19 protein-coding genes, 1 tRNA gene and 1 riboswitch are annotated in these 18,054 nt (G+C 59.4%); of the genes, 13 read left to right on the top strand and 7 right to left on the bottom strand.

Going from position 1 to position 18,054, the window contains the following annotated elements; all coding sequences use genetic code 11:
• Positions 1–31 precede the first annotated feature (31 nt).
• Positions 32–886, top strand: a complete 855-nt coding sequence (locus tag ACKXGA_RS03805; RefSeq protein WP_242957869.1) for a sensor domain-containing diguanylate cyclase — start codon at positions 32–34, stop codon at positions 884–886.
• A gap of 215 nt (positions 887–1,101) precedes the next feature.
• Here the strand turns inward: ACKXGA_RS03805 and ACKXGA_RS03800 are convergent, their stop codons facing one another.
• Positions 1,102–2,091, bottom strand: coding sequence for a nucleoid-associated protein (locus ACKXGA_RS03800; RefSeq protein ID WP_005932044.1), 990 nt, complete (start codon positions 2,089–2,091; stop codon positions 1,102–1,104).
• A 160-nt stretch (positions 2,092–2,251) separates the two neighbouring features.
• Between ACKXGA_RS03800 and ACKXGA_RS03795 the strand changes: the two genes are divergently transcribed.
• Entirely contained in the window at positions 2,252–2,629 is a 378-nt protein-coding gene (locus ACKXGA_RS03795; protein WP_035393789.1) for a PH domain-containing protein, read from the top strand.
• 93 nt (positions 2,630–2,722) lie between these two features.
• On the opposite strand, the gene ACKXGA_RS03790 is transcribed toward ACKXGA_RS03795, so the two are convergent.
• The gene (locus ACKXGA_RS03790; RefSeq protein ID WP_117533276.1) at positions 2,723–2,974 is read right to left on the bottom strand and encodes a hypothetical protein; all 252 of its coding nucleotides are present in this window, start codon (positions 2,972–2,974) and stop codon (positions 2,723–2,725) included.
• A gap of 262 nt (positions 2,975–3,236) precedes the next feature.
• On the opposite strand from ACKXGA_RS03790, the gene ACKXGA_RS03785 reads away from it, so the two are divergent.
• The 4 genes from ACKXGA_RS03785 to ACKXGA_RS03770 are packed head-to-tail and all read left to right on the top strand — an operon-like array spanning position 3,237 to position 6,155.
• Complete coding sequence (locus tag ACKXGA_RS03785) at positions 3,237–4,172, top strand: helix-turn-helix domain-containing protein (protein WP_097770570.1); 936 nt, start codon at positions 3,237–3,239, stop codon at positions 4,170–4,172.
• Between the two features lie 35 nt (positions 4,173–4,207).
• A complete protein-coding gene (locus tag ACKXGA_RS03780) occupies positions 4,208–5,554 on the top strand; it encodes an MATE family efflux transporter (RefSeq protein WP_117476966.1) in 1,347 nt (448 codons plus the stop codon).
• Between the two features lie 51 nt (positions 5,555–5,605).
• Entirely contained in the window at positions 5,606–5,977 is a 372-nt protein-coding gene (locus ACKXGA_RS03775) for a BrnT family toxin (RefSeq protein ID WP_317393588.1), read from the top strand.
• Positions 5,961–6,155 carry a hypothetical protein gene (locus ACKXGA_RS03770; RefSeq protein WP_117476925.1) on the top strand — a complete coding sequence of 65 codons (195 nt, stop codon included), beginning with the start codon at positions 5,961–5,963 and terminating at the stop codon, positions 6,153–6,155. The genes ACKXGA_RS03775 and ACKXGA_RS03770 overlap by 17 nt, the downstream gene beginning before the upstream one ends.
• Positions 6,156–6,254: 99 nt before the next feature.
• Here ACKXGA_RS03770 and ACKXGA_RS03765 read toward each other — a convergent pair whose 3' ends face one another.
• From ACKXGA_RS03765 to ACKXGA_RS03750, 4 genes are read right to left on the bottom strand one after another with little or no spacing between them, the layout of a single operon-like run.
• Positions 6,255–7,613 (bottom strand): carboxylesterase/lipase family protein, encoded by a 1,359-nt coding sequence (locus ACKXGA_RS03765; protein ID WP_423730111.1) that lies wholly within the window; start codon positions 7,611–7,613, stop codon positions 6,255–6,257.
• An 18-nt stretch (positions 7,614–7,631) separates the two neighbouring features.
• Entirely contained in the window at positions 7,632–8,603 is a 972-nt protein-coding gene (locus tag ACKXGA_RS03760) for an ATP-binding protein (protein WP_117476927.1), read from the bottom strand.
• Between the two features lie 9 nt (positions 8,604–8,612).
• Positions 8,613–9,539, bottom strand: a complete 927-nt coding sequence (locus tag ACKXGA_RS03755; RefSeq protein WP_097770565.1) for a DnaD domain-containing protein — start codon at positions 9,537–9,539, stop codon at positions 8,613–8,615.
• Between the two features lie 8 nt (positions 9,540–9,547).
• Positions 9,548–9,922 (bottom strand): hypothetical protein, encoded by a 375-nt coding sequence (locus ACKXGA_RS03750; protein WP_117535792.1) that lies wholly within the window; start codon positions 9,920–9,922, stop codon positions 9,548–9,550.
• Positions 9,923–10,064: 142 nt separating this feature from the next.
• Here ACKXGA_RS03750 and ACKXGA_RS03745 point away from each other — a divergent pair.
• The 6 genes from ACKXGA_RS03745 to ACKXGA_RS03720 all read left to right on the top strand — a co-directional run bounded on the left by ACKXGA_RS03745 (position 10,065) and on the right by ACKXGA_RS03720 (position 15,867).
• Positions 10,065–10,140, top strand: a tRNA-Gly gene (locus ACKXGA_RS03745).
• Between the two features lie 157 nt (positions 10,141–10,297).
• Entirely contained in the window at positions 10,298–10,936 is a 639-nt protein-coding gene (locus tag ACKXGA_RS03740; protein ID WP_097770563.1) for a hypothetical protein, read from the top strand.
• Positions 10,937–11,002: 66 nt separating this feature from the next.
• Positions 11,003–11,461: a hypothetical protein gene (locus tag ACKXGA_RS03735; protein WP_423730110.1), complete on the top strand. Its 459-nt coding sequence runs from the start codon at positions 11,003–11,005 to the stop codon at positions 11,459–11,461.
• A 2-nt stretch (positions 11,462–11,463) separates the two neighbouring features.
• Positions 11,464–12,234 (top strand): TraX family protein, encoded by a 771-nt coding sequence (locus tag ACKXGA_RS03730; protein WP_423730109.1) that lies wholly within the window; start codon positions 11,464–11,466, stop codon positions 12,232–12,234.
• A 253-nt stretch (positions 12,235–12,487) separates the two neighbouring features.
• A complete protein-coding gene (locus tag ACKXGA_RS03725; protein WP_423730108.1) occupies positions 12,488–14,227 on the top strand; it encodes an ABC transporter ATP-binding protein in 1,740 nt (579 codons plus the stop codon).
• Positions 14,224–15,867 carry an ABC transporter ATP-binding protein gene (locus tag ACKXGA_RS03720; RefSeq protein WP_423730107.1) on the top strand — a complete coding sequence of 548 codons (1,644 nt, stop codon included), beginning with the start codon at positions 14,224–14,226 and terminating at the stop codon, positions 15,865–15,867. The genes ACKXGA_RS03725 and ACKXGA_RS03720 overlap by 4 nt, the downstream gene beginning before the upstream one ends.
• 60 nt (positions 15,868–15,927) lie before the next feature.
• Here ACKXGA_RS03720 and ACKXGA_RS03715 read toward each other — a convergent pair whose 3' ends face one another.
• Complete coding sequence (locus ACKXGA_RS03715) at positions 15,928–17,010, bottom strand: mechanosensitive ion channel family protein (protein WP_423730106.1); 1,083 nt, start codon at positions 17,008–17,010, stop codon at positions 15,928–15,930.
• Positions 17,011–17,137: 127 nt separating this feature from the next.
• A riboswitch (FMN riboswitch) is annotated at positions 17,138–17,257 on the top strand.
• A 140-nt stretch (positions 17,258–17,397) separates the two neighbouring features.
• On the opposite strand from ACKXGA_RS03715, the gene ACKXGA_RS03710 reads away from it, so the two are divergent.
• Positions 17,398–17,997, top strand: a complete 600-nt coding sequence (locus ACKXGA_RS03710; protein ID WP_156059873.1) for an ECF transporter S component — start codon at positions 17,398–17,400, stop codon at positions 17,995–17,997.
• The last annotated feature ends 57 nt before the right edge of the window (positions 17,998–18,054 follow it).

Genomic DNA, 18,054 nt, shown 5'->3' with positions numbered 1-18,054 from the left:
AAAAAGAGAAATGGAAAGGAGGGGCCACAGGATGCAGTGGATCGATGCGATCGGCTACGAAGAAGTGATGACTTTTCTGCGCAGTACACCGGCGAACCTCTTTTTCAAGGATACGGAATGCCGTTATCTTTTTATTTCGGACGTTAGGACTTTCTTCCCCTACGGAGAAGGGCAGGAAGAGGATGTGCTGGGCAAGACAGATCTGGAGATCTGGAGCAGCGAGGAACAGGCCCGCTTTTATTATGAGCAGGACCAGAAGGTGCTTGCCACCGGCAAGGGAACCGGCTATATTACCGAGGTGCCCCGGAAGGATGGGACGGCATACTATCAAATCAAAAAGAACCCCGTTGTGCTGGAGGGAAAGATCATCGGCATCGTGGGGCTTATTGGTGATATCACCGAACGGGTGCGGCTGGAAAAACAGGCCGAGAACTGGGCCGTCCACGATGAACTGACCGGTCTGTATAACCGCAACTACCTGAAGGTAAAGGGTGCAGAGCAGCTGAAGGGAGCCATCATGCCCATCACGATCATTATGGGCGACTGTAACTACCTGAAGCGTGTGAATGATGCCTACGGCCACGAGTACGGCGACCTGCTGCTCAAGCGGGTGGGCCGGGTGATCCGGGAAAACCTGCCGCCCGAGAGCGTGGCCCTGCGGATGGGCGGCGATGAATTCCTCATTGCCTGCAACCACTTCTCTGCAGAAGAGGCCGAACAGCTGATCGAGAGGCTGCATGGGGAGCTGGCCCGCCAGAGCGACGACCGCCTCAAGCTGGATGTTGCCTTTGGATACCACACTGTGACAGAAGGCCCCTTTGATTATATCGCAGTCTACCATGCTGCCGACCGGGATATGTACCGGAACAAGCGCAAAAACCGCTGAAAATATGGATGAAAAACAGCCTCAGCCCGATCTCAAAGGGCTGAGGCTTTTTTGGTGATTTGTTACATCAGGGCGGTGAGCACCAGCGCGCAGAGCATCTGCCGCCCCTCGGCCTTGAGCCAGCCCATCTTTACTCCCAGCGCACCGGCTCCAATCAGCAAAAAAGCACAGCTACCTGCTGCGCACAGATCCGTGCAAGCTCCATCTGCGGCGGCTTACAGGATCACATTTTTGATGAGCAGGGAAACGCTGCCGTCCGGATCATGGAGGAACTCCAGCTCGGAATCGGAGTTCAGCAGCTCGGTGGGGATCTTGACCTCGATGCCGTTGGCGGTGCGGATGCTCCGGCTCTCCATCCGGCGGATGCGGGCAGGGGTCACGGTGACAGGAGCAGCGGCCTCTTCCAGCACCTCACTCTTCTCCACATAGTCATCAAAGGGCACAGCGGCCAGCGGGTATTCCTCGGCCAGCTGCTGGCGCACCTGCTCCACCGATACCTGATTGTCGTTGTCGGCAGCCTGGTTGGCAATGAGCATGGCCACCTGCGCGTCGGCATGGGGCTCGTCCTCATAGGCATCCTTCACAGCCTGTGCGGCGGCCTCCTGAATGGCCTGCAGCTTCTTTTTCTCGGGCTCGGCCTGGGTATACTGGAACACAACAGAGGAGAGGTAGAACTCCTTGTGGCCGTCGATGTCGTATTTCTTTTCCAGCAGGCGCATGGAGTAGTCTGTCAGGTTGACGAGCGCACCCTCCTCCACCTTGCCGCTCTGGGTGGGCAGGCAGGCCCGCTGCTGGATGATGGAGTTGACCGGGGCACCCTCCACGGTCTCGGTGTAGTGGGTGTAGCCGTTTTTATAGTTCAGCTTGAGGATGCCCAGCCAGGGTGCGCCGTCCCGGGTGAAATCCACCACGGCCAGGTCCGCCCCGGGGATGGTGGTGTGGGCGTGCATGTAATCGAACAGTACCCCCGCAATGCGGCAGGACAGATCAATGAAATCCTGATTGTGCTCCAGCTCGTTCCGGAAAGCCGAGTCCGGCAGGGGGCGGCACTGGCGGATCTCATCGCTGGCCAGCAGCTTTTCGATATGATTCTGTAGGTAGGCGGTCTTTTCGGCAGTCAGCTCCATGCCGCCGCCGCTGAGCACCGGCGCGTCCAGCGTGGTGTCCAGCACATGCAAAATTGCCTGATGGATGATGATCTCCATGGGTCAAAACCTCATTTCCCGGGTGATTGTGATGTTCCTGCCCAGTATAGCACATCCGGAACAAAAAGGCGAGAGGGAGCGCAAAGGCTTGTCAACCGCCGCCTGAGATGCTACAATGGGGCTGACCAAACATCCGGACAAGCCGAAAGGGGAGTGTGTTATGGAATTTCGGGACAAGCCGATGCAGAACCTCATCCGCATCAAGGAAAAGGAGATCTGCAAAAATGTGCAGGAGCTGCTGCTGGACGGTGAGCAGATCGTGGGGGCTTACAAGACCGTGCGCGATCAGGCCGTGTTCACCACCCACCGCATTTTTATGGTGGATATGCAGGGGATGACCGGCACCCGGCAGGAGATCTTTGTGCTGCCCTACCGCAAGATCCTGCATTACGGCATCAAGACGGCAGGCTTTGGTGACCCGCTGCAGACCTCAGAGCTGACGGTCTGCTTTGCGGATGAGCACGAGGCGAAGTTCGGCTTCATCGGGCAGGATGAGCTGCTGGCGGTGGCACGGGCCATCAGCCGGTGCATCCTGTAACAGAACAAACGTAAAACGCCCGTTCCGGCTTCTGACCCCGGAGCGGGCGTTTTACATTGCTGTAATATGCGAAAAAAGGAGAATGTCGAAGGGTCAGCAGGCGACGCGATCTCTGCGGCCGGCCTCGAGCATGTAGTGCAGGAAGCCGGTGACATCAGCAGGGTCGGTGACAGAGATGTCAAAGCCCTTGGAGGGAGCGTCCATCATCTGGAACAGCTCGGTGGCGGCGTTGTCCTTTTTCAGGTCACAGGTCTCGCCATTGGCCAGGTGCAGGAGCACACTGCCGCGGCTGGCGGCTACCTGCTGCATGAAACGGTCTTTATCAAGATACTGGATGCGAAGCATAAAAATACCTCCCACAAAGAAATGTTTTATTCTGGAAGAGTCCCTCGGGCCAGGCTGCCCGTGGGGAACGCTTCTCGGGAACCGGATCAAGCAGTGCCGGGGGTTGTTTTCCGCCCCCTGCGGTGTTATACTGTGCTTGCTGGTTCTGATGAAATAATACCACGAAACTGGCACGATAGATAGAATAAAAACACCCGATTTGTACAACAAAATCGGCTTTGACAAAAAATATTCAAAGTATTGCGGAAAGGAATTGTTCAATATGGCGTTTCAGACAAGCTGTGTCTCTGCTGCCAATATCGTTACCGGGCTGACCTTCCAGCAGGATGTTATGGCCGATGCCGAGGGGCGGGAACTGGTCCAGCATGGCAGCGCCCTGTTTCCCATTGCCTGCTACGCGGAGAACCTGAAAAGCTATTCGGTGGCCTGGCACTGGCACGAGGAGTTTGAGTACATACTGGCCATGAAGGGCCCCCTGACGGTGGACGTGAACAAGACCCGGGTGACCCTGCAGACGAATCAGGGCGTGTTCCTGAACTCCGGCATCCTCCACGCGGTGGAGCAGGCGGAAAAAGGGGAGGCTCTGCTCCACTCGGGCGTGTTCCACCCCCGGCTGGTGGGCGGAATGGACACCATCTTCTGGCAGAAGCTCATCCGACCCATGCTCCAGCCGGATGCTCCCGCGTTTTTTCTGCTGGATGGGGCAGTGCCCTGGCAGGCGCAGGTGCTTGCCTGCCTGCGGGAAGCCTGGCAGGCGGTTGCCGTGGAGCCCTTTGATTACGAGAACCGGGTGCGTTATTATCTCTCTGCGGCATTGCGGCTGCTGAGCACCCAGTGCGTGGGCGGCAAGACCAAGGTCTCCCAGCAGGAGCAGATCGCCGCCGAGCGGATGAAGCAGATGCTCCGCTTTGTGGAGGAGCACTACGCCGAGGAGCTGACCGTGGAACGCATCGCGGCCAGTGTGGCACTGAGCGAGAGCGCCTGCCTGCGCAGCTTCCGGCAGATGCTGGGCATCACGCCCATCCAGTATGTCAAGCAGTTCCGGGTGGAAAAGGCCGCCGAGCTGCTCCGCTCCACCCGGCTCAAGACGGGCGAGATCGGGATGGAGTGCGGCTTTGCAGATGGCAGCTACTTCATCAAGACCTTCCGGGAGATCAAGCACTGCACACCCAAGGAATACCGCGCAAAATTCTGCTGAAATGTCTGAGATAGGAATCGGAGGAAATGATCTCCATGCAGCACAGTCTGACCCAAGGCCCCATTACAAAGAATATCCTGCTGTTTGCCCTGCCGCTGATGTTCGGCAACCTGCTGCAGCAGATGTACAACATTGCCGACACCTGGGTGGTGGGCCGCTTCCTCGGCGCGGATGCGCTGGCGGCGGTGGGTTCCTCCTACACCCTGATGACCTTCCTGACCTCGATCCTGCTGGGTCTGTGCATGGGCAGCGGTGCGGCTGTGTCCATGCAGTATGGCAGCGGCGAGACCGGGAAGATGCGGCAGAGCGTGTTCCAGTCCTTCCTGCTCATTGCGGGCATCGCCCTGGTGCTCAACCTGCTGGTCTATCTGGGTCTGGACGGCATCCTGTGGGTGCTGCGGGTGCCCGCAGAGCTTTGTCCGCTGATGAAGGACTACCTGCTCATCATCTTTCTGGGCATTGCGGCCACCTTTTTGTATAACTATTTCGCAAACCTCCTGCGGGCCATCGGCAATTCCGTGGTGCCGCTGGCGTTTCTGGCTGTGTCAGCCATCCTGAACGTGATCCTGGATCTGGTCTGTGTCCTTGTGCTTGACTGGGGTGTGAAGGGGGCAGCCGGGGCAACTGTCTTTTCCCAGTATGTGTCCGGGGTGGGCATCGGCTTGTACACCCTGAAAAAGTTCCCGCAGCTCTGCCCGAAACGGACAGACTGCAGGTGGGACCGGAAGAACCTTGCCAATATCCTGAATCTTTCGGTGATGACCAGCGTTCAGCAGTCCATTATGAATTTTGGCATCCTGATGGTGCAGGGTCTGGTCAACAGCTTCGGCACGGTCATCATGGCGGCCTTTGCGGCAGCGGTGAAGATCGATTCCTTTGCCTATATGCCGGTGCAGGATTTTGGCAACGCCTTCTCGACCTATGTGGCCCAGAACTATGGAGCCAACCAGCCGGACCGCATCAAAAAAGGGATCCGCAGTGCCGGGCTGACAAGCGCGGTGTTCTGCATCGTCATCAGCGTGTTGGTCTGCGCCTTTGCCGCCCCGCTCATGGGGATTTTCATCGACCCGGCTCAGACCGGGATCATCGCGGCGGGCGTGCAATACCTCCGCATCGAGGGCGCGTGCTACATCGGCATTGGCGTGCTCTTCCTGCTCTACGGCTATTACCGGGCAATCAACCAGCCGGGGATGTCGGTCCTCCTGACCATTGCTTCCCTTGGCACCCGTGTGGCGCTGGCCTACCTGCTTTCTGCCACGCCGCTGGGCGTTACCGGCATCTGGCTCAGTGTGCCCATCGGCTGGGCACTGGCAGATGCCATCGGCATTGGGTATTATTTGAAGAAGAGTGCTTGCAAAAATGACGAAGCTATGGTAAGATAAAGAAAAGAACACCATGGAAAGAGAGTGTGCACGATATTGGAGAACCGACTGGTGAGTTTTACGATGGGTGGAATGGCCTTTGAGTATGACGAACAAAAGAACCAGATCAATATCCGCAAGCACGGTCTTTCCTTTAAAAGTGCGGCTCGTGTGTTTTTTGACTATGACCGCATTGAGTTTTATGATGACACACACAGCGATGAGGAGCCGCGTTATGATACGATCGGTGATACTTCCGCAGGTAAAGTTTACTGTACGGAGGGAAATACACTGATCGGCAAGGTGAACGAAATCTTGTTTGTGGTGTATACAGAGCGCATCCGTGTAGAAGAAAACGGAGAAAAAACGGATGTGACCCGGCTGATCTCGGCAAGACTGGCAACGAATTTTGAGAGGGGGCTCTATTATGGTAAATGTGAATAAATTGTCCGCAGAGATGCAGAAAGAGCTGGCTTTCACAAAAGAAGAGCTGGCAGAGCTGGAACGGGCCAGGAAAATGCCCATTACTTTTGATGAGGACTGCCCGGAAACGACCCCGGAACGTGCATTGAAGTTCCGGCGTGTCAACCCGCCCCGGAGCGTAAACGCCCACGGCGCATAACTCAAATAAGGAAATATCCCCCGCTGCAAAGCGTGTTCTGGCACGTCTGCAGCGGGGGATATTGTTTTTTCTGGGGTTTGAGGTGATTCGAGCGGGGGCTTATTCCCCTACGGCGGGGACGTTTTGCATCGTCCAGAGGAGCTTCTGGACATCCACGCTGCCCATGTGGGTGGGCTCCTCACCCAGACGGAGGAAATCGGTCTGCTGGGCGGTAACAGTCTGCCACTGGGGCAGGTCTGCGCCGTTGGGGTCGCCTGTCCTGGCAAAGTTGGTCAGGTAATCCACCATCTGGGCGCTGAGGGCGGTGTCCTTCTCAGTGAAGGGCCGCCAGCAGTGAGCCAGTGTGCCGAACCAGTACCACAGGTCGCTGGAATGCCAGGCACCACGGTCATCACCGGGGAGCTGGCGGTCGAAGAACCAGCCGTAGCTGTCGGCGTTCCGGGCGCACCAGTCCTGGGCCATCTGGTAGAGGTAGGGCGGAACGATATCCTCGCTGGTGAAGCCAATGAGGTAAGAAATATGGTGCTGTTCGTCGGCAGCCAGCATCTCAGGGCCGGTCTTGACCTGGAAACGGCCATCCACCACGGGCTCACAGCCCATACCCTTGAACTGGGGCTGGGTGCGGACGGCATCCCAGGCTGCAAACAGTCTGGCGGGGGCGAGGGCACGGAACTCGGCCAGCGTGCTGCACCCGGCGGTCTCCATGACCTGCTTCCAGAACGGGTAATGGGCTTCGGCGGGCTTGGCCGTCAGCATCTGGCTCACGCCGCCGCCGCTGCTCATCACGGCCTTGGAGAACAGCCCCCTGGTGATGGGGGAGAGGACAAGCTGCTGGACGCTCATGGCACCGGCGCTCTGGCCCATGATGGTGATGTTGTTGGCATCGCCGCCAAAGGCAGCGATGTTGGCGCGCACCCACTGCAGGGCCGCCAGCTGGTCCAGAAGGGCGTAGTTGCCGGTGGACCCGGCCTCCTCAGCCAGCGCGGGCAGGCAGACAAAGCCCATGGGGCCGAGCCGGTAGTTGATGGTCACAGCCACGCAGCCTTTGGTGGGCCAGACGGGGCCGTCGAAGTGCTTCTCGTGGCCGCAGCCGCCGGTAAAACCGCCGCCGTGAATGTAGAAGATGACCGGCAGACTGTCCTCGGGAGCTGCGTCAGCAGGGGTCCAGATGTTCAGGAACAGGCAGTCCTCGCTGTAGGTGTATGTTTCGCCCTTGCGGAACTCGTTGTAGTAGAAGGCTTTTCCGGGTGCGGCGGCTTCATCATAGAAGGCTCGGGGCTGGTAGCAGCAGGCACCGTACCGGGTGGCATCGTAGACACCGTCCCAGTGGGTGACGGGGACAGGGAACTCCCACCGCCCGGCGGTGGCGTAGCGGATGCCCTTGTAAGCGGCAACGCCCGGCCACTGGCAAGCCGTGCCGGAGATCACGCCGCAGGACGTAGTGCGCTCAAAGCTCATGGGGAAAACCTCCTTGTCTTACTCCGCCGCTTTCAGGCCCCGGATGTCCTCGCCCGCAAACAGGCAGGGGACAAAGGAGGAAAGGCGGCTGGAAATCTTTTCGGTGTATCGCTTTTCCAGCAGGGAGCCATCCGCAATGTTGGTGGTGACGATGGTGGGCAGACCGGCTCCCAGGCGGTTGTTCAGCAGGCTGTAAAAAGTGGTGATGAAGTAGGGGGTGACGAACTCGGTGCCCAGATCATCCAGGATCAGCAGGTCGGCGGCAGAGGCGGTGCGCAGCAGGGTCTCGGCATCCTCGGAGGAGTCGAAGCGGGCGTTTTCCAGTTTGCCGAAGAAGTCTGGGCTGGAAACGTAGATCACGTCAAAATCCTTTTGCAGCACGATGCCCGCAATGGCAAGGGCGGCGTGGGTCTTGCCCAGCCCCGCGTTGCCGAAAAGCATCAGGCTCTCGCTGTTGTGGTCGAATTCCTCAGCGTAGCTGCGCAGATCCTCCAGCAGGCCGCCCATGTAGGTGCGGACAGGCTCACCCAGCTTCTCGTCCACGGTGTTGGGGTAGTACCGCAGCTCCATGGTGTCAAAACTGGAAATGGACAGGCTGGACAGCGCCTCGATCTCCTCCCGCCGCAGACCCTGCATCAGCTTGTGAACGCAGGTGCAGGTGCGGCCCTGCACGCTGCCGGTATCCTGGCACAGCTTGCAGGTGAATTTGGGCTCCAGCGCATCCGCAGGGCGGCCGCTGGCGGCCAGCAGGGCGGTGAGCTCCTGCCGGGCTTTGCTCAGTGCGGCGGCGGCTTCGGTGCGGTCTTTTCCGGCAGCGCCTGCCAGCGCGCAGCGGATGCCCCGCACCCGCACCTCGTCCTCAGCGTGGCGCAGGGCCGGGATGGCGGCCTCCGCCTCCAGCCGGGCATCCTCGGCATTGGCGCGGGCGGTCTGCCGCCGCAGAGCCACCGTGCGCAGGGCGGCTTGATACAGTTCCTGTTTGGTACGCATAAAAGCTCCTTATTCTGCAGGCGTGTCCGTCTTTTTGCGGAGCGGACGGCGGCGGGCAGCGTTCTTGAGAAAATCGTTTCCGCTGGGTTCGGCGCGGTCCACCCGGAGGTTCCGGCTGGCACCCATCCCGGCCACCGGGCCCCGCACATCGTGGACGGTGCGCAGGCCCTTGGCATTCCAGGTCTTGAGGATGCTGTTCCAGTACCAGAGATCCCGCTTGGGCCCGGCCTGTACGGCGGCTTCCTGCACCATGGCATCATCGTAGCCGTAGACCTCGTACCAGCGGGCAATGGCCTTGCGCCCGCCAAGGGTCAGCTCGGTGTCGGCAATGCCCAGCAGGCCGCTGACGTACTGCTCCCGCTGGGCGCGCAGGGCCAGCAGCTGGAGGTGTGCGTCGGCCTGTTCGCCGGTCTCCACACCCTCGGCCCGCCAGACCTTCAATTCGTGGCTGACGGCACCCATCGTCCGCTTGCCCCGGCTGGCCACGTAGGCCACGCAGAGCATGACAGTCTCGGGTGCAAAGGCCTCCTGCACATAGAAATTCACCAGTTTTTCCATTTCGGGGTGGGTCAGCGGACGGGCAAAGCTGGTCTGGGCGCAGTCGATGAGGGAGGAGATCATGGGGTCGGTGCGGCTGGCCGCTGCGATCTCGCTCCAGGTCATGGGGGCAGGGGCTGTGGGCTCCTCGCCCGGGGCGGCGTTCTCCTCGTACCGTTCCAGCAGACCTGCACCGGCCCAGAAGGACAGGGCACTCTCGGCGGTCATCTTGCTGCGGAGCTTTAAGTCGGCGCAGAGCTTCTCCGGGTCAGTGATGCCGGTGGCCAGCACATACAGAGCCACCCGGACGTTATATTCCTCCGCAATGCCCAGCTTGGAAAAGACCAGCTGCGGCACCGGGATGGTGTCACCCTTGAATTCTTTCAGTCGGTAGATCATGGTGCACCTCAGTGTTGTATTTCGGCATCCGGTTCCGGTGCGGGCGGTGTCCATGGCTCGCAGTCCAGGATGGACGGGTGGGCACTCCAGCGTTCCGGTTCGGCGTTGTAGGCATCGTTCAGATATTGGGCGACTGCGGTGCGGCCCTCCTCGGTCATCGGGAAGATCTCCCGCCGCCGCAGGGCCGGGTCGGTCTTGTCCAGCGTCCACGGCTCGGGCCAGAGATCCACCGTGAGGATGGCTTCTTCTTTTTTTGCCTCCTCGCCGCCGTCCGGGTCGGGGACAGAGCGCTTGCCCGGGGTGATGAGGTAGCGCATCCCGTCCTCGTTGCCGCTGAATGAGTTCTTGTTCTGCAGGTAGTGCAGCATGGGCACAAAGATCATGTAGAATTCCTTCCATTGTGATAATCTATCTTTCATTATAAAGCAACTGGCGCAAAAAGCAAGTTTTTTCCGCCTGCCGCGTTCCGACAGAAAAAACTGTTGACAAAACCGCCGCACTTTGCTACACTAATGGAGCAGTCCTGCAGGGTTAGCTCATCCGGTAGAGCGACTGCTTCCCAAGCAGTAGGCGGCGGGTTCGAGTCCCGTATCCTGCTCCAGAAAATAGCGCTCCAACGTGTAGTAAAGAACATGTTGGGGCGCTTTGCATTTTAATGCACTTTTGGGCGGGCGGCTTGTGTTTTGCCGGAAAATATGGTTCAATAGAGGAAAACAGACGGGAACGCACAGCGACTAAGAAAAAACGAGGTGGACACAATGAATCTGAAAGAAGCATTCCGCTATCAGAACAAGCTGCAGGCCCTTTTGGACGAGGCCCAGGGCATTCTGGACTGCGATTCCAACGTGACGAATGTGGCCAACACCTATCTGCGCCACAAGGTCATGGCAGAGGCTGAGGACGAGACGATCCTGGACCTGCCCCAGACCGAATATGCTCAGCAGATCACCGATATTGCCCGGTTCATGCTCTATCTGCTGGAGGAGAAGGGCCGCCTGTTCGCTGCCATCCGCAAGGCAAAGGATGCGCTGGACATGGATATGGACAGCGAGGTCAGTCTGAACGCTGCGCGGCAGAGCGTGGCGCGCACCTTCAAGCGAATGAACGACCTGCGCAGTTCCGAGCAGCTGCTTTCCGGCGGCGGTACCGGCTACCGCTTTAACGCCGAGGGCAACCAGATCTCCTATTGCTGCGATGTAAAGCGGGTGACCACCATCAACTACGACCGCAAGGTCATCCACGCTGCGCTGAGCAAGCTGAACCGGCAGGCAGACGAGACCTCCAACCGGCTGGACCTCTGCCTTGTCACCTCCAAGGTGGACTACACCGTTCCCTTTGATGTGAATGCCAGCTTTGCCGAGGCGTTTGAGACGTATCTGGAAAGCGCCAATCGTTAAACCACGCTCTACCGGCTATTTTGGGTGCGGCAAGCGCCAGGTGCGCGGCTGCCGGTTCAGGTGCAGATGAACGATAACGCTGCACAGTTCCGCAAGGAAGTTTCGGTCCGGTTCACCTTACGAGCCAGCATAATTGAAAAAATCTTGCGTTCGGCTTTTCCGCCACCGCCAGACGTTTCTTCGCCGAAACCGTCCCTTGCCCTTTCCCGCATTCCTGCTTTTGTGCTTACGTCTCCATGGGCAGGCAGGCAAGCCACCCTTTCTGAATTTGCCCCGCAGACTGCTGCGGGAGCATTTTTCCGCCTGCGGGGCGGGTGCACTGCATCCCCCATTTTGCAGGCAGAGCAAATGGCAGAAGCTGCCCTGGATGCTTGCCGTATCCAAAATGGCCGGTGCAAAACCGGAGGGATAAGCGATGAAGAATTGCAGCCCCGGCAGTTTTTTTACCGCCGGGGCTGCAATTCTTGGAGGGAGTCGTTCGTATTCCAGACAAAGCAACTGAATTTAGACAAAGACGAGGTATGATCATGTCAAACAAATCGATCAGTCCCACTGCCGCAAATTGCTTTGACCTGAGTGCAGCAGCACTTCATCTCATTGCCATGGCGCTGATGCTGATGGATCACCTGTGGGCGACCCTTCTGCCGGCGCAGGAGTGGCTGACCTGCGCCGGGCGGCTGGCGTTCCCTATCTTTGCATTTATGACAGTGGAAGGCTACTTTCATACCCGGAATCTGAAGCGTTATGTCCTGCGGCTGCTGTTGTTTGCACTGCTTTCGGAAGTGCCCTTTGATCTGATGTATGGCGGGACATGGTTCTACCCGGTGCATCAGAACGTGATCTGGACGCTGCTGCTGGGGCTTCTGGGCATCCACCTGATGGAAACGGTGCGCAAAAAGCAGAAAACAGGGCTGTACCTGCTGGTATCCGCTCTTGTGATGGTGGCGGGCGCGGTGCTGGGCACGCTGGGCATGGTGGATTACTACGGTGCCGGTGTGCTGACCGTGTTCATCTTCTACTTTTTCCATGGACGCAAGTGGTGGTGCCTGCTGGGGCAGCTGGCGGCGCTGTATTGGGTCAACGTGGCGCTGCTGGGCGGACTTGTGTACCCCATCCAGCTGTTCGGCATGGAATTTGAGTTTTGCCAGCAGGGCTTGGCGCTGCTGGCGCTGGTGCCCATCTGGCTGTATCGCGGGCGGCAGGGCTGCCACAGCAAACCGTTCCAGTATGCCTGCTATGCCTTTTACCCGGTACACATGCTGCTGCTCGTGCTGGCGCTGAATTTCGTGAACCGATAAGAACGCAACTGTATCCCTGCGGGCCATGGATGCCTGCAATCTGATGGTATCCCGGGGGGATCTATTGCAATGCAGATCCTGCCGATGGGAGCATTTTTCATACAAAGAAAACCGATCGCCATGACAGCGGTGACCATTGCAATGATCTTGCATTTTGTTCCTGCTGTCATGGCTTTTTTCTGAACAAAGCTGTCCAGATACTTTTTGTACCGTGGTATACTGAATGGAACACCCGCAGGAGGTAAAATGCCCCATGAAAAAAGATAGATCGTTCCGCCCGGACCGGGTCCTCTCCTATTTCAGGGTGGAGTGGTTCCCGCTGCTCCTTGTGACCCTTTCGGGCCTTGTCTATAACATCGGTCTGCTGGCCGCGCCGTGGTTCGAGGGCCGATTGGCCCAGTGCCTGGCGGATATCCTGGGCGGCAGTGAGACTGCTGCCCAAATGGCGCTGCTGGTGCTGGCCTACATTGCGGTCACACTGCTGGTGCAGGCGGCGCGCTTCATCAAACGTTTTTATGTGCGCCGATTTGCCAACAACATCAACCGCCGGATGAAGGGCATCCTGTACGCCAATCTGGTGCGGCAGAGCCGGGCCGCGCTGGAAAAAGAGGGGGCCGGTGAACTGATGACCAAGGCCATCGCCGATGTGGACGACTGCGTGGAGGGAATGCGCAAGTTCACCACGGAGGTGTTCGACACCGGTGTGGCGCTGGCGGGCTATGCGGTCATGCTGCTGGTGTACGACTGGCGGCTGGCGATTTTGGGCCTGCTTTTTACTCCCGTGTCCTATGTCTGCGCGGCAGGAATGAAAAAGCCGGTGCAACGTGCCGGTGCGGCCTATAAAAAGGCCGCCGGTGCCCTGAGCAGTGCCACGCTGGACCGTGCCCGGAATGCTGTGACCTACCGCATCTACGGCTGCGAGGAGGCCCGGATGGAAAAATACGAGGAGGCCCTGAGCCTTTACGAAAAGACTGCCGTGCGGAACAACGTGTGGCAGTCCGCGCTGCCGCCGCTTTATCTGGCGGCATCCGAGGCAGGGACCCTCTTCATCCTGTGGTTCGGCGCAAAAAATGTGCTGGGCACCGGCTGGAGCAGCTGGGATATCGCCGCCTTCACCACCTTCCTTTCCTGTTTCACCAAGCTGGTGGTCAAATCCTCCAAGGTGGCCAAGCTCTTCAACGCGGTGCAAAAGGCAGAGGTCTCCTGGAAACGCATCAGACCCCTGATGAAAACGCCCGAGCAGCTGGATGCCCTGCAGATCCCGGCGGCACAGGATGTGACGCTGAAAGAACTCGCCTTCTCCTATGGGGAAGAGCCTGTCTTTTCCGGCCTGAGCCTGACGGCCCACCCCGGCGATATCATCGGCATCACCGGCCCGGTCGCCTGCGGAAAATCCACCCTTGGCCGCGTATTCCTCTGCGAAGCGCCCTATCAAGGCTCGGTCTGCTTTGGTGGCAGGGAGCTTTCCACCCTGACCCCGCGCCAGATCGCCGCCACGGTCGGGTATCTGGGCCATGACCCGGAACTGAGCGCCGACACCGTGCAGAATAATGTCCTCTGCGGCAGCGAACAGGATGTCATGCCGTGGCTTGCAGCCGCTGCCCTGAAGGAGGAAGTGCTGGCCATGGAAAAGGGTACGGAGACGGTCATCGGCAGCGGCGGCACCCGCCTTTCCGGCGGGCAGGCACAGCGTCTGGCATTGGCCCGGACGCTGGCCCATCCCCGCCCGGTGCTGGTGCTGGATGACCCATTCTCGGCACTGGACCGCAGCACCGAGGATGCGATCTTTGCCGAGCTGCAGGCGTATGCCAGGGATAAGGTGGTGTTCCTGATCTCCCACCGGCTGTACCATTTCCCGCAGATGCAGCAGATCATCTTTATGGAGGGCGGCAGGACCACCGTTGGCACCCACGAGGAGCTGATGGCAGCGGTTCCGGTCTACCACCAGCTGTATGAAAGCCAGACCGGCCGGAAAAGGGGAGAGGGCGCATGAAAAAGAAAAATGATCACGGCGTGTTTGCTGCCGTCCGGATGGCAGCGGCTTCGCACCGCCTTCTCACGGTGGGCACGGTGCTGTGTGTGGCAGCTTCGGTGGCGGCATCCCTGCTGCCGCCCCTGCTGCTGGCCCGGGTCATCGACCGTCTGACCGCGGGCCTCCCGCTGTCCTTTCTGGCCGTGCTGCTCTACTTCGGCAGCCTTGCACTGGAAGGTGTGCTCACCTCGGCGCAGGAAAGCCTGCTGGTGCTCTTTGGCCAGAGGATGACCCATGCCTTGCGCTCGGAAATGTCCCGGAAGCTGAGCCGTCTGCCCGCCGGCACACTGGCAGAGCAGAACCCCGGCGAGGTGGCCGCCCGCTTTTCGGGCGATGTGGACACAGTGGAAGCCCTGTTCACTTCCGGCATCATCAGCATGGCAGCAGATGCCTGCCGCATCGTCTCCATCATGGGGGTCATTGCGGTGAAAAACACCGGCCTTGCGCTGATCCTGCTGCTGGTGCTGCCGCTGTTTGCCGTGTTCACCCGTTATGTCCAGAAGCGGATGCTGGCCGCGCAGCTGGACAACCGCCGCGCGGTCGCCGCAGTCTCCGGGCAGGTGCCCGAGACTCTGCACAACATCCGCACCATCCGGGCGCTGGGTCTGGAGGATTACATGGAGCGCCGGTATGACCGGTGCATCGGTGACAGCTATGCCGCCATGGAGCGCACCAATTTTTATGATGCCGTCTATTCGCCGGTGGTGCTGCTGTTGAATGCTGCTGTGGTCGGCATCGTGATGCTGCTCTCCGCTTCGGGGAACGCACAGCTTCTGACCCTGTTCGGCATGTCGGTGGGCACCTCGGTGGCTGTCATCAACTACATCTCCCGCATCTTCACCCCCATCGAGAGCCTGGGCATGGAGATCCAGACCATCCAGTCGGCCATGGCGGGTGTCAGGCGCATCGATGCCTTTCTCGACCAGCCGGAGCGCACGATCCCGCCCGCGCGCAGGGAGGCTGCCCGGGGCGATGTGGAATTTGCACATGTCACCTTCGGCTATGGGGAACGGCACATTCTGGAGGATTTTTCCATGACCGTGAAACAGGGGGAGCAGGTCACGCTGGTTGGCCGCACCGGTGCGGGCAAGAGCACTGTGTTCAAGCTCCTGTTGGGCCTGTATCAGCCGGAGACCGGTACGGTGACCATCGGCGGCGTGAAGGTGGGGGACATCACCGACCGGGAGCGCCGCACCTGCATCGGCTGTGTGGAACAGCATTTCTCCCGCGTGCCGGGCACCGTGCTGGAGCAGATCACGCTGGGAGACCCGCAGATCACCGGGGAAATGGCAAGGGATGCCGCCGCGCTGGCCGGGATCGATGCTGCCATCCGGGCTCTGCCGGAGGGCTATGACACTGTCTGCACCGAGGGCATCTTCTCACAGGGCGAGTGGCAGCTGCTGTCCATTGCCCGTGCCGCCGCCGCAGACCCCGCCGTGCTGCTGCTGGATGAGATCACCGCCAATCTGGATGCCGAAACGGAGGCCCGCGTGCTGGAGGCTCTGCGCCGTGCCTCCGCGGGCCGCACGGTGCTCTCTGTCTCCCACCGCGTCTATGAAAATCTTGGCGGCAGAACGATTGAGATCAGGACCCGGGAATGACGTATGACAAAAACGCCCCCTGTGCGCCGCAGCAGGCAAACAGGGGGCGTTCTGGTATGCTCAATTCTTTTCGATGTAGACGCTGGTGGAGGGGAAGGCGAAGTCCACGCCGTCTGCCTGCATCACGTCCATGATGTTCAGATTCAGATCATTCTGCTGCTGCAGGAAGGTGGCATAGACGTTGGTGGTCAGGTAGGCCGAGATGAGGATGTTGATGCTGGAATCGCCAAAGCTGGTCAGCCGGACGATGTTGGTGCCCTTGTTGGTGTAAGGGCTGTTGTCCAACATGGCCTGCAGGTCAGCCATCAGTTTTTCCAGCTGGGCACGGGTGGTGCCGTAGGTGACACCCAGCGTGAACTTATAGGGCCGCATGGTGCGCAGGGCTGTGTTCTGGACAGTGGAGGCGCAGATCTGGCTGTTGGTGATAATGACCACGCTGTGGTCCATGGAGCGGATGCGGGTGGAGCGGAAGTTGATGTCGATGACTTCGCCCTCCACATTACCCACGGTGATCCAATCGCCGATGGAAAAGGGTTTGTCCAGCAGGATGACGATGCCGCTGAACAGGTTGCTGGCGCTTTCCTGCGCGGCCAGCGAGATGGTCAGGCCCACAAGACCGGCACCGGCTACGATGCTGCCGATGGGGAAGCCGACGATCTGCGCGCAGGTGGCAACACCCAGAATGATGACCAGCACTTTGTAGGTGGTGTCCAGCAGGGAGCGCAGGGTCTTGTTGCTCCGGATCTCCGGGCTGAAGGAGGCCAGCAGCAGGTCGGCTACCTCAGAAGCGTTGTACAGGCCCTGGCAGAGCAGGAGGGTCGTTGCGATCTTATAGGCCGTGAACAGAAACTTTGTCAGGCCCGGAATAGCCCACGGCAGGCTGGTCAGGGCCAGATACAGGCCGCTGTAAAAGGCCATCCGCGCCAAAGGGCTCTGTAAGCTGCGCAGGAGGATGGGCGTGGCGGCAAAGTGCCAGCTGCGGGCCAGCAGAGCGGGAAAGATCTTCCGGCGCAGCAGCCAGCCGAGCAGAAGCCCCGCAAAAACGATGACAGCGGCGCAGACAGCCCGGGCAGCCAGCGCCCACCAGCCCTCCAGCAAAAAAGGCCCGATCTCGAACCCGAGGTCACGAACGGTAAAAATCATGGCAAAAAGCTCCTTGTATCAGAAATTGTAACATCCTGTCCCACAGTATACCATATCCGGCCCGTGCAGGGCAAATAAAAAAGGGGGTTGACAAGGCGGAGCAGCCGCGTTATACTCTTGGCCAGAAAGTTCGTTTCAGGGCGGGGTGAGATTCCCCACTGGCGGTACAGCCCGCGACCACCCGCAAGGGTGCTGACCCGGTGAGACTCCGGGGCCAACGGTATAGTCCGGATGCAAGAAACGGCAGGCAATACGATTTGTCTACGCGCCCTGTTGCAGTGTTTGCTGCGGCAGGGCGCGTTTTTGATTGTCTTCCCGGTTCCGAACCACGCGAAAGGGGCTTTCCAATCTATGATTTGGGGCAGAACGCCCCGGGAGGATATTACCATGAAGAAAAACACGACCCGCAACCTGACCGTTGCCGCCATGCTCAGCGCAGTGGCCTTTATCCTGATGTTCATCGAGTTCCCGCTCCCGATGCTCATCCCGTCCTTCGTCAAGATGGACTTCTCCGACCTGCCCGCTCTGCTGGGTGCCTTTGCCCTTGGCCCGGTGTACGGCGTGATCATCAGCTTTATGAAGAACCTGCTCCATGTGGTCATCAAGGGCACCTCTACCGCGCTGGTGGGTGAGCTGTGCAACTTCATGCTGGGTGCGGTGTTCTCCGCACTGGCCGGTTACCTCTACAAGCACCACAAGAGCCGCAAGAACGCCATCATCGGTGCCGTGGCCGGTGCCGTGGCCATGGCCCTGTTCAGTGTGCCGTCCAACTACTTCATCACCTACCCGGCCTACGTCAAGTTCTACCACATGCCGCTGGAAGCCATCCTGGGCATGTATCAGGCTATCCTGCCCTCTGCCAACAGCCTCATCAAGTGCCTGGTCATCTTCAATATGCCCTTCACTCTGGTCAAGGGCCTGCTGGATGCCCTGCTCTGCATGTTGATCTATAAGCCGCTCTCTCCCATCCTGCATGGCCGGAAGTGAGTGACGGAGTAAAAAAGAAAGGACGCGAGAGCGTCCTTTCTTTTTTGCTTTTATCGA

The sequence above is a fragment of the Faecalibacterium hominis (ex Afrizal et al. 2022) genome (assembly GCF_049545105.1).
In the GTDB taxonomy this organism is placed as follows: Bacteria; Bacillota; Clostridia; order Oscillospirales; family Ruminococcaceae; genus Faecalibacterium; species Faecalibacterium duncaniae.
Note: the sequence above shows the minus strand (reverse complement) of the source record. Positions and strands in the feature narration are given on the sequence as shown.

What these genes read in the sequence shown, in the direction of transcription:
- ACKXGA_RS03795 (WP_035393789.1), top strand. Translation starts at nt 2,252, where the DNA reads ATGGAATTTCGGGACAAGCCGATGCAGAACCTCATCCGCATCAAGGAA.
- ACKXGA_RS03750 (WP_117535792.1), bottom strand. Translation starts at nt 9,922, where the DNA reads ATGATCTTTGTGCCCATGCTGCACTACCTGCAGAACAAGAACTCATTC.
- ACKXGA_RS03760 (WP_117476927.1), bottom strand. Translation starts at nt 8,603, where the DNA reads ATGCGTACCAAACAGGAACTGTATCAAGCCGCCCTGCGCACGGTGGCT.
- ACKXGA_RS03725 (WP_423730108.1), top strand. Translation starts at nt 12,488, where the DNA reads ATGAAAAAAGATAGATCGTTCCGCCCGGACCGGGTCCTCTCCTATTTC.
- ACKXGA_RS03715 (WP_423730106.1), bottom strand. Translation starts at nt 17,010, where the DNA reads ATGATTTTTACCGTTCGTGACCTCGGGTTCGAGATCGGGCCTTTTTTG.
- ACKXGA_RS03785 (WP_097770570.1), top strand. Translation starts at nt 3,237, where the DNA reads ATGGCGTTTCAGACAAGCTGTGTCTCTGCTGCCAATATCGTTACCGGG.
- ACKXGA_RS03780 (WP_117476966.1), top strand. Translation starts at nt 4,208, where the DNA reads ATGCAGCACAGTCTGACCCAAGGCCCCATTACAAAGAATATCCTGCTG.
- ACKXGA_RS03765 (WP_423730111.1), bottom strand. Translation starts at nt 7,613, where the DNA reads ATGAGCTTTGAGCGCACTACGTCCTGCGGCGTGATCTCCGGCACGGCT.
- ACKXGA_RS03720 (WP_423730107.1), top strand. Translation starts at nt 14,224, where the DNA reads ATGAAAAAGAAAAATGATCACGGCGTGTTTGCTGCCGTCCGGATGGCA.
- ACKXGA_RS03735 (WP_423730110.1), top strand. Translation starts at nt 11,003, where the DNA reads ATGAACGATAACGCTGCACAGTTCCGCAAGGAAGTTTCGGTCCGGTTC.
- ACKXGA_RS03755 (WP_097770565.1), bottom strand. Translation starts at nt 9,539, where the DNA reads ATGATCTACCGACTGAAAGAATTCAAGGGTGACACCATCCCGGTGCCG.
- ACKXGA_RS03730 (WP_423730109.1), top strand. Translation starts at nt 11,464, where the DNA reads ATGTCAAACAAATCGATCAGTCCCACTGCCGCAAATTGCTTTGACCTG.
- ACKXGA_RS03770 (WP_117476925.1), top strand. Translation starts at nt 5,961, where the DNA reads ATGGTAAATGTGAATAAATTGTCCGCAGAGATGCAGAAAGAGCTGGCT.
- ACKXGA_RS03790 (WP_117533276.1), bottom strand. Translation starts at nt 2,974, where the DNA reads ATGCTTCGCATCCAGTATCTTGATAAAGACCGTTTCATGCAGCAGGTA.
- ACKXGA_RS03710 (WP_156059873.1), top strand. Translation starts at nt 17,398, where the DNA reads ATGAAGAAAAACACGACCCGCAACCTGACCGTTGCCGCCATGCTCAGC.
- ACKXGA_RS03740 (WP_097770563.1), top strand. Translation starts at nt 10,298, where the DNA reads ATGAATCTGAAAGAAGCATTCCGCTATCAGAACAAGCTGCAGGCCCTT.
- ACKXGA_RS03805 (WP_242957869.1), top strand. Translation starts at nt 32, where the DNA reads ATGCAGTGGATCGATGCGATCGGCTACGAAGAAGTGATGACTTTTCTG.
- ACKXGA_RS03800 (WP_005932044.1), bottom strand. Translation starts at nt 2,091, where the DNA reads ATGGAGATCATCATCCATCAGGCAATTTTGCATGTGCTGGACACCACG.